At 43.2% G+C, this 13,025-nt stretch carries 9 protein-coding genes; 6 read left to right on the forward strand and 3 right to left on the reverse strand.

Features of this window, described 5'->3' with window-relative positions:
* The first annotated feature begins 362 nt into the window (after positions 1-362).
* Both V7K35_RS23635 and V7K35_RS23640 read left to right on the forward strand, forming a co-directional pair.
* Positions 363-3,038 (forward strand): tetratricopeptide repeat protein, encoded by a 2,676-nt coding sequence (locus tag V7K35_RS23635; protein WP_335082174.1) that lies wholly within the window; start codon positions 363-365, stop codon positions 3,036-3,038.
* 593 nt (positions 3,039-3,631) lie between these two features.
* On the forward strand, positions 3,632-3,943 hold the full coding sequence (locus V7K35_RS23640; protein WP_335082176.1) for a hypothetical protein: 312 nt from the start codon (positions 3,632-3,634) through the stop codon (positions 3,941-3,943).
* A 327-nt stretch (positions 3,944-4,270) separates the two neighbouring features.
* On the opposite strand, the gene V7K35_RS23645 is transcribed toward V7K35_RS23640, so the two are convergent.
* From V7K35_RS23645 to V7K35_RS23655, 3 genes are all read right to left on the reverse strand, one after another.
* On the reverse strand, positions 4,271-4,639 hold the full coding sequence (locus V7K35_RS23645) for a hypothetical protein (RefSeq protein WP_335082178.1): 369 nt from the start codon (positions 4,637-4,639) through the stop codon (positions 4,271-4,273).
* 359 nt (positions 4,640-4,998) lie between these two features.
* Positions 4,999-5,655 carry a (2Fe-2S) ferredoxin domain-containing protein gene (locus V7K35_RS23650; RefSeq protein WP_335082180.1) on the reverse strand — a complete coding sequence of 219 codons (657 nt, stop codon included), beginning with the start codon at positions 5,653-5,655 and terminating at the stop codon, positions 4,999-5,001.
* 74 nt (positions 5,656-5,729) lie between these two features.
* On the reverse strand, positions 5,730-5,978 hold the full coding sequence (locus tag V7K35_RS23655) for an Asr1405/Asl0597 family protein (RefSeq protein ID WP_335082182.1): 249 nt from the start codon (positions 5,976-5,978) through the stop codon (positions 5,730-5,732).
* A gap of 450 nt (positions 5,979-6,428) precedes the next feature.
* On the opposite strand from V7K35_RS23655, the gene V7K35_RS23660 reads away from it, so the two are divergent.
* The 4 genes from V7K35_RS23660 (at position 6,429) to V7K35_RS23675 (ending at position 13,020) form a co-directional block, all read left to right on the forward strand.
* On the forward strand, positions 6,429-6,983 hold the full coding sequence (locus V7K35_RS23660) for a Dps family protein (protein WP_334797996.1): 555 nt from the start codon (positions 6,429-6,431) through the stop codon (positions 6,981-6,983).
* 602 nt (positions 6,984-7,585) lie between these two features.
* Positions 7,586-10,852 (forward strand): carbamoyl-phosphate synthase large subunit, encoded by a 3,267-nt coding sequence (gene carB, locus V7K35_RS23665; RefSeq protein ID WP_335082184.1) that lies wholly within the window; start codon positions 7,586-7,588, stop codon positions 10,850-10,852.
* 638 nt (positions 10,853-11,490) lie between these two features.
* Positions 11,491-12,447 carry an RNA polymerase sigma factor, RpoD/SigA family gene (locus V7K35_RS23670; RefSeq protein WP_334975453.1) on the forward strand — a complete coding sequence of 319 codons (957 nt, stop codon included), beginning with the start codon at positions 11,491-11,493 and terminating at the stop codon, positions 12,445-12,447.
* Between the two features lie 228 nt (positions 12,448-12,675).
* Positions 12,676-13,020: a DUF760 domain-containing protein gene (locus V7K35_RS23675; protein WP_298918048.1), complete on the forward strand. Its 345-nt coding sequence runs from the start codon at positions 12,676-12,678 to the stop codon at positions 13,018-13,020.
* The last annotated feature ends 5 nt before the right edge of the window (positions 13,021-13,025 follow it).

Below are 13,025 nucleotides of genomic sequence, written 5' to 3' on the forward strand. Positions count from 1 at the left end.
ACCGAAAAGTACTAAGTTGCCAAGGCATTTTTGAGCCTCAGAAGGTCAACATCGAGCCTTAGAAGGTCAACATCGAGCCTTAGAAGGTCAACATCGAGCCTCAGAAGGTCAACATTGAGCCTTAGAAGGTCAACATCGAGCCTCAGAAGGTCAACATTGAGCCTCAGAAGGTCAACATCGAGCCTCAGAAGGTCAACATCGAGCCTTAGAAGGTCAACATTAAGCCTCAGAAGGTCAACATTGAGCTTACAATCAAGGTTATACGTAAAAATTACCTAGAAAACATTAGGTATTTCCGAAATACAGCGTGGGTATTGGGTAGTTATTCTGTAAGCATTAACATCTCAAAATTAAATCTGGTCATGAACCCGCAAAACAAGCCCAAGAGTCTACAAGATATTCTTAAGCAGCGCCAGCAATCAGGTTTTGTGGGTCGTGAAGACCAAGTAAACCAATTTCGCCAAAATTTAGGTTTACCGTTAGAAGATGACCGCCGTTGTTTTTTGTTCAATGTTTGGGGTCAAGGTGGGGTTGGTAAAAGCACCCTGTTACGGCAGTTTCGCAAAATTGCTGATGAAGCAAAAATTATCTCGGCTTATATCGATGAAGCTGAAAAAAGTGTCCCAGAAGTTATAAATCGTTTAGCTGAAGAGTTTGAACGGCAAGGTCACAAACTAACGCAGTTTACAGAACGCTACAAAGTTTACCGTCAAAAGCGCCAAGAATTAGAAACGGATCCAGAAGTTCCTCAAGGCTTTTCGGCTTTTGTAGGCAAAACTGTAGTTAAAACTGGTGTGCGTCTGGCGCGTCGAGTTCCCGTTGGCGGTGCTGTCTTTGACTTTGTAGATGAGGATGCTTTGGCTACCCAAGCCGGAGAATGGGCATCTTATGTTGCAAAGAAAATAACAAATAAAGATGAAGTGCTATTAGTTCAAGAACCTGTAGAAATCCTAACCCCGCTATTTTTGCAAGATATTTTTAAAATTGCTAAACAAACTGCTGTTGTTTTGTTTTTTGATACATACGAGCGCACTGGGGAATTCCTAGATAACTGGTTACGAGAAATTTTGGAGGGTCGCCACGGTGAAGTTTCTCTCAATATATTGATAACTATCGCCGGTCGGCAAGAATTAGATAAAAATCATTGGACACCTTACGAGGGGTTAATTGTTCGTTTCCCTCTGGAAGCCTTTACAGAAGAAGAAGCCCAACAATATCTAACTCGCAAAGGCATTACAGACAATCGCATTATTGAAGTGATTTTGCGCCTTTCTGGAAATTTACCCCTGCTGGTAGGAATGTTAGCAGATGCTCATCCCAATGACCCTAACCAAGTAGTTGAGCCTAGCAGCAGTGCTGTAGAACGCTTTTTAAAATGGATTGATGACCCCAAACGCCAACAAGTTGCTCTCGATGCTGCCATTCCTCGGTGCTTGAATCGAGATGTTATAGCCAAATTAAGAGGAGAACAAGAAGCTGATGAGCTATTTACTTGGCTCAAAGAAACATCCTTTGTCAATGAACGCTCTGATGGCTGGGCTTATCATAATGTTGTTAAAACCCAAATGTTACGCCACAAGCGCCTTTCATCGCCGCAAGGTTGGGCTGACATACATGGCAAGTTAGCAGAATATTATGACAGCCTGCGGAACGATCTGCAATTGGACGAAGAGAATAAACAGCGCGATCCTAGCTGGCAAAGTCATACATTAAACGTGTTGTACCACAACTTATGTCAGTCACCGCAAAGGAATTTATCTGTAGCTCTGAATGAATTTCTTGCTGTACTCGAAAATCAACGCAAATTTGCCCAACAATATGCAGAAATGATGCTTCAGGCTGGTAAAGATACGGATTCCTCTGAAGTTGAGCGTTGGGGTGAACAACTAGCTAGTGGGTTAAAAGCCTATGACGAAAATTTTTACCAAGTTACATTAGAAATGTTTACCGCAGTCCTAGAAAATTTTAGGATTGAAGTTAAATGGCAACCAATTGCTTTAGGTTGGCGCGGTGAAACTTACCGCTTAATGGAGCGTTACCCAGAAGCCCTACAAGACTTTGACCGCGCCATTGAACTTAACCCCAAACTTGACTGGGCGATCGCACTTCGCGGTCTAACTTATTACTTAATGAACCGTTACCCAGAAGCCCTAGAAGATATTGACCGCGCAATTAAACTTAACCCCAAACTTGACTGGTCGATCGGACATCGCGGTCTAACTTACCGCTTAATGAAGCGTTATCCAGAAGCCTTACAAGATTTTGACCGCGCAATTGAACTTAACCCCAAACTTTACTGGGCGATAGCAGCACATCGCGGTTTAACTTATTACTCAATGAAGCGTTATCCAGAAGCCCTACAAGATTATGACCGCGCCATTGAACTTAACCCTAAACTTGACTGGGCGATCGCAAGTCGCGGTGAAACTTATCACTCAATGAAGCGTTACCCAGAAGCCTTACAAGACTTTGACCGCGCAATTGAACTTAACCCCAAATCTGACTCGGCGATCGCACATCGCGGTGAAACTTATCGCTCAATAAAGCGTTACCCAGAAGCGCTACAAGATTTTGACCGCGCGATTGAACTTAACCCCAAACTTGACTGGGCGATCGCACGTCGCGGTCAAACTTACCTGATGCTAAAGCTATATAATGAGGCTCTTGCAGATTTCAACCGCGCTATTGACTTAGATTCTGACAGCAATTGGAAATTGTATAATCGCGCTTTAGCCTACCAAGCCCTTAACCAACCAGATAAAGCATGGGCTGACCTAGCACTTGCCATCAAGCTTGCTAAACAGCATTACGAAAAAGATGCTAAAGACTCGTCTAATGCCTTTAATTTAGCCCTTTACTATTTAGCTGCTCAATATCATCAACCAGCAGAGCGGTTATATCTCCATGTTTTATCTCAAGGTGTTTCCTTAGAGCATACCCATGCTGCTATTCAAGACCTAAATGACTTTTTAACCGTGTTCCCTGACCATGTGCAGGCTATATCCATGCGACGGTTGTTGCACTCTTCTCTAACTTAGGTCATGTAATTTCCAACCTACCCGCCAAGAAGCGTGTAAGTCCCAATAATCGCCTGGGAATCAATTCCCTTTTATATACCTAAAATCTTCTAAACAAGACTGGAAGAGAGTTTTAGTCCACTTGAGTAGACTTGCGCTATCAGCCAGAGATTTCAATCTCTGGCGGACGCACGGATAAGCGCAAGATCCGAGCTAACTTGCCTTCTGGAGACTCGCGGCTAAACCTAATTACGTCTAAATATTAAGCGATTTTAGCCTTACGAACTATGCCAAAGCTAGCGGTGATGTTACAGGTTTAGATGCAGTCATTAGACCTCTTGCATAAGTCGTATTACCCCCCTTAATCCCCCCTTATAAAGGGGGGAAACAGGAATCTAGTTCCCTCCCCTTGACAAGGGGAGGGTTAGGGTGGGGTAAAACTGACGCGAAAAACCAGATGAGTAAACTATTTCAGACTTGTGTATACACTGTAGCTTCTAAGAGGAGAGAGGCTTTGAATCTTACTCCCCTTCCCTTGTAGGGAAGGGGCTGGGGGTTAGGTCTTTCTTAACTCCACTAAGAAGCGCTAAGTTCGCCAGGGCATTTTTGAGCCTTTGAACCTCAACGTTGAGCCTTTGAACCTCAACGTTGAGCCTTTGAACCTCAACGTTGAGCCTTTGAACCTCAACGTTGAGCCTTTGAACCTCAACGTTGAGTCTTTTAACCTCAACGTTGAGCCTTTGAACCTCAACGTTGAGCCTTTGAACCTCGACGTTGAGCCTTTGAACCTCGACGTTGAGCCTTTGAACCTCGACGTTGAGCCTTTGAACCTCGACGTTGAGCCTTTGAACCTGAACGTTGAGCCTTTGAACCTGAACGTTGAGCCTTTGAACCTGAAATTACAAGTTTATTTAGAGAAATTATGAAATTTCCTGCTGGTTTTCAGGAAAAATCTGATCGAACATTGTTTAAATATATTGGCTCAGTACATCTACCAGCGTCATACAACAACTATGAGCAATACCTCTGGATTTTCAGTCAGCAAACCTGTTGCATTATGGAATAAACCCATTAAAGCTGACTTTAAGGAACTATTCAAATCCCTAAGCAAAATGTAGGCAATGCTTACAGCAGGGCGGGCTACGGCTACGCAATGCTGTGCCCCTACCGCATATAGGAAAAATTCAAAGTCTCTCTCCTTTTAGGAGAGAGAAATAGAAGTGAGGTTTTCCACATCTCCTGAAAAGTCAAGTCTAAATCCACTCAAATCCCTGTGTGGCTAAAAATTCTTTAGCTGGTTCCAAAATATCTCTGCTTAAAATCAGCGTGATTTTTGGGGAATTAAGATACAAACGAAAACGCTTAATAATAAATAGTTCGTTAGCAGGTTCAATTTTTTTAATAGCACTCCAGGGAATCAACAACGGCGTAAGTCCAAAGCTAAATAAGAAGAAAATACTCAGATAAATCCCTTGAGGAGTTGTACCAACATTTAAAGTTCCTTTGTAGTACACCAAACCCACAGAACCGCTTTGCATTCGGGAGAAGTTTTGTGGCGGCGCTTCTTGGGTGCGGTAGAGTTTAGCAAGGCGATTCCAGTCATGACGGAAAAGAAAAATCATGACTATGGTGGAAAATGCAAAAAAAACGATGTATATCCACTGAGGGATATGTGGCATTTGTTTTTAAGTCATTGATGATTGACGCTTCCACTGTAAGCGATGTCTAACGACAAGCCTCTGTGCGTCTACGTACTCACCAATCAACCACGTTCCCTTGAATCTTTACAAATTATGGGAGCATCGCGGTTAAAAATTGCTCAATAAAGACCCTATGAACTCAAAAAACTGGCCTTAATAAAGCCAGTTTTTTGATTTTATTGCAAACTTTTAGCAAAGTTTACAGCCGAGTCTTAATGGAACACACTTGAAAAGCTATTATTAAACCTTCTCATTAAAATGTCAAGATTTCACTATTTATTTCAGTAAAGCTTGCCATTATATTTCGCCACTTCCTTTAAATTCTTAGGCTGTGCTTCTAAACTTTTGTCACCAAAATGCTGATTCATCAACGCCGGAACAAGTGAGGCTTGAATTCGGCTATGGCGCGTTTTATCTGGCATAACTAGGTTAGGCCCAGCTTTACAGTTCTTCATACAACCAGTGCCCTTGATTGTAACTTGGTCTTCTAAACCGCGATCGCTTAAAGCCGCCTCCAACGCCTGACAAACTTCTTTACCACCGCGTTTTATGCAATCAGACTTTTGACACACCAAAATCGTAGCTTTAGTCTTAACTGGTTTTGCCTTGGCATTATCAATTGATGGTGGTTCTTGTACTGGAGTAGGCGTTTCAACTCTCCCTATCTCAGATTGCACCGCCATCACCCGTTCAGCTTTCAGTGTAATTGTGCCATCCTTCAAATCATGCATTTTGTAACCAACAACTTGCAGCCAAGTCCCTGGTGGTAAGCGTAAATCAAAAGCAGCCCGTAAATGTTTAGCAAGTTTAATATAAAATTCACCCTCATGAGTTGCCAGCAGTAAGCCTTTGAGCTTATAGCCATCTTTAATAACAAAATTTATAAATCTGCCTTCAAGACAAAATTCTGATACTTCCATTTTGTGAGATCCACCCATTTTTTTGACCTCCTTTTAACTAATACAAGCTACTAAGTGAGATATTTTCAAGCAGCAGCTAAAGATTCTAACTGTTAGTAGCGACTTTGCCAGCAGTACTCAAGAATCCAAATCTGGTCTTGACGGGAAGCTGTTAATTGCCGTATTACACTCCAAAGTTGAACAGCTACTATAGGAGAGCCAATTTCAACTTTCAATGGCTGGTTAGCCGTACAACTACAGGGAATGTCTAATTCCTTTAGGCGTTGATAGACTTGCCAGCGATCTGCCCAATTCACCTCTACAAGGTGCTTTATTTCTATTTCTGAACTAAACGATTTCAAGAGAATTGCCCTCAAGTGCAACAAACTTGGAGTAACTACCGCGATTTAACTCCCGGCTTTTTAAAAGTCTCAGGAGTGTAATCTCTTAAAACAGCATACCTTAAGTGCAAAGAATTCTCAGTAATTTTGGAAAAAAAAATCAAATTTTTACAGCGATCGCATATTCAAAAGGGGATAAGGGAGATCGGAAAGACAAGGAAGATAAGGTAAAATTTTCTCTTTCTGCTCATCTCTAGGATAATGCACATTTAAGCATAAATGTCAACAATAATGATAAATACATGCAACTTGATGAGCGTGCCATCATTCAGCAAACAATAAACTTGAGACTTTTTGTAGGCAAAAATACAAAATCTTGTAATGGCAAATCGGCTTGTTATTATTATTAAAATGTTAATATGTAAGGAATAAGCAGTTAAAACCTATAACTGCTAAAGAGCGAGGAGAACAATGTCTGAAACGCAAACTTTGTTACGGAATTTTGGTCATATATATGACAATCCTGTGTTGCTGGATCACAGCGTAACTGCTCCAGTTACAGAAGGATTCAACGTTGTATTAGCCAGTTTCCAGGCGCTATACTTGCAGTACCAAAAGCATCATTTTGTAGTTGAAGGCTCAGAATTTTACTCTCTGCATGAGTTCTTTAACGAAAGCTACAACCAAGTACAAGACCACATCCATGAAATTGGAGAACGCTTGGATGGACTAGGTGGTGTGCCAGTAGCGACCTTCAGCAAATTGGCAGAATTAACCTGTTTTGAGCAAGAATCTGAGGGCGTATATTCCTCTCGCCAAATGGTGGAAAATGACCTAGCCGCAGAACAAGCCGTTCTGGGCGTGATTCGTCGTCAAGCTGCTCAGGCAGAGAGTTTAGGCGATCGGGGTACACGCTATCTGTACGAAAAGATTTTGTTGAAAACAGAGGAACGTGCATATCATTTGTCTCACTTCCTCGCCAAAGACAGCTTGACCTTAGGGTTTGTCCAAGCTGCTCAAAGCTAAAACTCTCATCATCTAGATTTGTCTACCTAGACTGAAAATAAAAGTTGGCACCACTAACTCTTAAAATATTATAAAAAATGGCAGAGAATGATATCCCTATCTCTCTGCCATTTTTTAATCTAAGTAAACATATTCACATAATATTTAACGTTGAAAATATTTAGCAATTAGCTAGTTAATAAATATTTTTAGCTAAGAAATTTCTTTGTGCTGAATAATCAGATAGATATATGCCAGAATAAATCACCATCTGTTACAAAGTATTACCAAATTAAATAATAAAGATTCCCAAAAACTTTAAAAATTTCAGCATCACAATTAAATAAAATTAGAAATACAAAATAATCGTTGGGCATTGGCAAACCCCTTCAAAACCTCGTTTCCAGCTAGAGGCTGGAAATGTTCCTCATTGCAACTCTGCCGCAAGTAAGGGAGGCAGAGCCTCAATGAGGGGGCATTCCCAGTCGGAGACTGGAAACGAGGTAATCCCCACTCCCCTCTCTGTGATCAAACTTAGAAAACTTAATAATAAAAAGGACGACAGAGGGTAAAGACCCTTAAAATAATCAGGATTTGTATTCTCGTATTCCAAGGCAACGACTATGCCCCGCCGTGACGACCTCCGGAAGATTCTCCTGTTAGGCTCTGGTCCAATTGTGATCGGACAAGCCTGTGAGTTTGACTACTCTGGCACTCAAGCCTGCAAAGCGCTGCGAGAAGAAGGCTATGAAGTGGTTTTGGTCAACTCCAACCCTGCAACAATTATGACCGACCCGGAAACAGCCGATCGCACTTACATTGAGCCGCTGACTCCGGAATTGGTCGAAAAAGTCATTGAAAAAGAACGCCCTGATGCTCTCTTGCCAACAATGGGAGGACAAACTGCCCTCAACCTCGCCGTTGCTTTAGCCAAAAATGGGGTGTTGGAAAATTACAGCGTTGAGTTAATCGGTGCTAAACTACCAGCCATTGAAAAAGCCGAAGATCGAAAACTTTTTGGTGAGGCAATGGCAAGGATTGGGATAGCTGTGTGTCCCAGCGGCACGGCCGAATCTTTGGAAGAAGCCAAAGCTGTTGCCCGCAAAATTAGTACTTATCCCCTAATTATTCGTCCAGCTTTCACAATGGGTGGAAGTGGCGGCGGTATTGCCTACAACCAAGAAGAATTTGAAGAAATGGCACAGGTAGGTATAGATGCCAGTCCCGTCTCACAAATTCTCATTGACCAGTCTTTACTCGGCTGGAAAGAATATGAACTCGAAGTAATGCGTGATTTAGCAGATAACGTGGTGATTATCTGCTCCATCGAAAACCTTGACCCTATGGGCATTCACACCGGGGACTCAATTACCGTCGCTCCCGCGCAAACCCTCACTGATAAAGAATATCAAAGGCTGCGGGATATGGCAATTAAAATCATCCGCGAGATCGGTGTGGAAACTGGCGGCTCTAATATCCAGTTTGCCGTCAATCCGCTTACTGGCGATGTGGTTGTAATTGAGATGAATCCCCGCGTTTCCCGCAGTTCGGCTTTGTCTTCCAAAGCCACGGGTTTCCCGATCGCCAAAATGGCAGCAAAATTGGCTGTGGGCTACACCCTGGATGAAATTAAAAATGACATCACCAAGAAAACTCCGGCATCCTTTGAGCCGACAATTGACTATGTGGTGACCAAAATCCCCCGCTTCGCCTTTGAAAAGTTCCCCGGCTCCGAACCAGTGCTGACAACCCAAATGAAGTCTGTCGGGGAAGCAATGGCAATTGGGCGGACTTTCAACGAATCCTTCCAAAAGGCGCTGCGATCGCTAGAAACAGGACGTGCTGGTTGGGGTTGCGACAAAGCCGAGAAATTACCTAGTGGTGAACAAATTCGCGCCCAATTGCGGACACCTAACCCTGATCGCATTTTCGCTGTGCGTCATGCCTTGCAACAAGGGATGACTATTGAGGAAATCTACGAACTCACTGGTATTGACCGATGGTTTTTAGATAAATTCCAGCAACTGCTAGATGTGGAGAAATTCCTGAAGCGGACACCTTTGCAGCAATTGACAAAAGAGCAACTTTATGAAGTGAAGCGGGACGGATATAGCGATCGCCAGATTGCTTATGCCACCAAAACCACCGAAGATGAAGTTCGCGCCTACCGCAAACAACTAGGAATCATCCCGGTTTACAAAACAGTGGATACCTGCGCCGCTGAGTTTGAAGCGTTTACCCCCTACTACTATTCTACCTACGAAGAAGAAACAGAGGTCTTGCCAGCAACTAAGCCAAAAGTATTGATTTTGGGTGGTGGCCCCAACCGCATTGGGCAGGGAATTGAGTTTGATTATTGTTGTTGTCACGCCGCCTATGCTTTGAAGGAAGGGGGGTATGAGACGATTATGGTCAACTCTAACCCAGAGACGGTTTCGACTGACTATGATACCAGCGATCGCCTTTACTTTGAACCGTTAACAAAAGAAGATGTTCTTAACATTATCGAAACTGAAAATCCAGTTGGGGTAATTATCCAGTTTGGCGGACAAACACCGCTAAAGTTGGCTCTGCCGTTACAAGAATTTCTTAACAATGACACTTCAGGACTGCTCACTAAAATTTGGGGTACATCACCAGATTCCATCGACATGGCAGAAAACCGGGAGCGGTTTGAAAAGATTCTTCAACAGTTGAATATTGCCCAACCGCCCAATGGTATTGCCCGAAGTTACGAAGATGCGCTGATTGTCGCCAAACGCATTGGCTATCCAGTGGTGGTACGTCCCAGCTATGTGTTAGGGGGACGGGCAATGGAAATCGTTTATTCCGATGCTGAGTTGGAACGCTACATGACCTTTGCAGTACTAGTGGAACCAGAACATCCGATTTTGATTGATAAGTTTTTGGAAAACGCGATTGAAGTCGATGTAGATGCGATCGCTGATCATACAGGACGAGTAGTGATTGGTGGCATCATGGAACACATCGAACAAGCAGGGATTCACTCAGGAGATTCCGCTTGTTCTTTACCTTCCATTTCCCTATCACCAGCAGTTCTCAATCAAATTCGCACTTGGACGGTGCAGCTAGCACAAGCGCTGTCAGTCGTAGGGTTGATGAATATTCAATTTGCCGTTGTTGGCGCAAGTAGTTATTCTCCCCAAGTTTACATTTTGGAAGCCAACCCCCGCGCCTCCCGCACAGTCCCATTTGTTTCTAAAGCAACGGGCGTACAGTTGGCGAAATTAGCATCCTTAATTATGTCAGGTAAAACCTTAGAGGAGCTACATTTCACCGAGGAAGTCATTCCCACACATATTGCTGTAAAAGAAGCAGTATTACCCTTTAATAAATTCCCAGGAACTGATACAATATTGGGCCCAGAAATGCGATCTACTGGTGAGGTGATGGGGATTGACAGCGACTTTGGCCGGGCCTTTGCCAAAGCAGAAATGGGTGCTGGGGAGCGTTTACCACTGACGGGAACTGTATTTGTATCAATGAGCGATCGCGATAAAGCGTCTGCCGGTGCTGTGGTGAAGGAATTTATCGATTTGGGCTTTAAAGTGATGGCTACCCTTGGTACACGACGAGTTCTCCTGGAACAGGGATTAAATATTGAATTAGTGTTGAAACTCCACGAAGGTCGTCCCCACGTCCTAGATGCAATCAAAAACCAGAAAATCCAACTTATTATCAACACACCTTCAGGGGAAGAAGCCCAGACTGATGCTAGGTTAATCCGCCGCACAGCCTTAGCTTACAAAATTCCCATCATTACTACCATCGCCGGCGCAAAAGCTACTGTCGCCGCCATCCATTCTTTACAAAATACGACTTTGGATGTAAAAACCATTCAAGAGTTCTGCCCTATTACCAGGGAGTAGGAACTGGGAAGTGGGGAACAGGGGAGCAGAGGGGAAGTTGCTTGCAGTAAGTCTTTCTCCTCTGCCCCAATGAGGCCACTTGCTTGTTCTATTCAAAGACGCAACTCTTAGAGAGGCTTTGCCAACGCGAACAACCAGGGGAACCCCAGCAACGCAGTGGCTCCCTAATGTCCAAGAAAATTAAGTAATTGTTATAAGAGAATGACTATAGTTCTCATTAGAGATACCTTAACAAATATGAGGAAGCTTATGTCAACCAAATAATTTCTTAAATTGACTTCTAGTCAGCCTGGAGAGAAAGGGCAATATTGGATGAACTGGAACAACCAGGAAATTTAATGTCGCCATCTAGCCAAAACATTCTCATAAATGTTACAATTGTTAATAAGGTTTATATAAAAAAATGTTTAAAAAGCTACCTTTTATCTAACTGTAGATACTTGTGAGAAGTAGGAAATAACTGTAACTTTTAGCAGTTAAGAAGCCTAAATTTGATCATTATGAGCGCTACGTGTTTATCGGGCGCGTAAATTGCAAACCATAGTATAGGTTCCCAGTCTGACTGGGTAGCACCCTAATAAAGCATCTATCCCTTAATGACCCTACCGCCAAACCCATCATTACCAAAGAGTAGCGCCATGAAGACCGCTCAGACAGCCACAGACCTCGTGCGGACTTACCTGCGTGAGATTGGCCGTGTGCCACTCTTAACCCACGAGGAAGAGATTTTCTATGGGAAACAGGTGCAACGTTCCTGCGCTTTGCACGAATCAAGGGAATCTCTTGCCACCCAGTTAGGTCGTCAACCGACTTTAGAAGAGTGGGCCAAAGCGACAAAGTTAGAACCAGCAGATTTGAACGAAGCGATCGCTGATGGTGAAATTGCCAAGCGTAAGATGGTAGAAGCCAATTTGCGGCTGGTAGTCTCTGTTGCCAAAAAGTACATAAAACGCAACGTTGATTTACTGGACTTGATCCAAGAAGGTAGTATTGGTATGCAACGGGGTGTAGAAAAGTTTGACCCCACCAAAGGGTACAGGTTTTCTACCTATGCCTATTGGTGGATTCGGCAAGCGATCACCCGTGCTATAGCCGAAAAAGCTCGTACCATTCGGCTGCCTATCCATATCACTGAAAAATTAAATAAAATTAAAAAGGCACAGCGCCAATTGTCTCAAAAGTTGGGACGCGCTCCGACAGCTGGTGAGCTAGCTCAAGAATTAGAATTGACACCCAAACAAGTGCGAGAGTATCTAGAAAAGGCGCGTTTGCCCCTTTCCTTAGATTTGCGGCTAGGTGATAATTATGACACCGAACTCGGAGAAATGCTGGAAGATCCAGGAGCATCTCCGGAAGAGTTTGTCATGCAAGCTTCCTTATCTTATGACCTAGATCGCCTGATGGGCGACCTCACGTCACAGCAGAGGGAAGTGATCACGCTGCGCTTTGGCTTAACTGATGGGCAAGCGCTGACTCTGGCTAGAATCGGTGAAATACTGAATATCAGCCGGGAACGAGTCCGGCAAATTGAGCGGGAAGCCTTAACCAAACTTCGCAAGTCTAAAGCCAACATGGATGAATATTTGGCAAGTTAGGGGAAAGTTAGGAGTTATGAGTTTTTAATTAACTCTTCACTCCTAACTTTATTAGGGTGAGAAAATACGCTGACTTTGGTACGGTTACAACTACTTCCACTCTTACGCTAGGCTGTTACATTAGTTGGCAGGAAGACAAAATAGCTAGCTTAAGTCAAATCCAAAACAGACATTTAATATTTAAATCACAAGCACCGCAGCCAGCAGTGGTAGTTAAGGAGCTAAAAAATGAATAACCAATCCAATCATGTCTCAGAATTTTTTAATAGCGAATCAGAAACTAGCGATTTACTATGGCAGTACGTTAAATCCTTGAATCCTGAGACAGTTACCCAACTATCTAAACCCACATCTGCCGAAGTGTTTCAGGTGATGGAACGGAATATTACAGGACTATTGGGTAATCTACCCTCAGAACATTTTGGCATCAGCGTAACCACCAGTCGGGAAAGTCTGGGTAGGCTTCTGGCTTCTGCGATGATTAGTGGTTATTTCTTGCGTAACGCTGAACAGAGAATGAATTTTGAAATCGCCCTACAAGGGACTGAAAGCAATAACAGTGAAGTTGACTAGAAACA

Origin of the sequence: Nostoc sp., assembly GCF_036917275.1 — a bacterium.
GTDB lineage: Bacteria > Cyanobacteriota > Cyanobacteriia > Cyanobacteriales > Nostocaceae > Nostoc.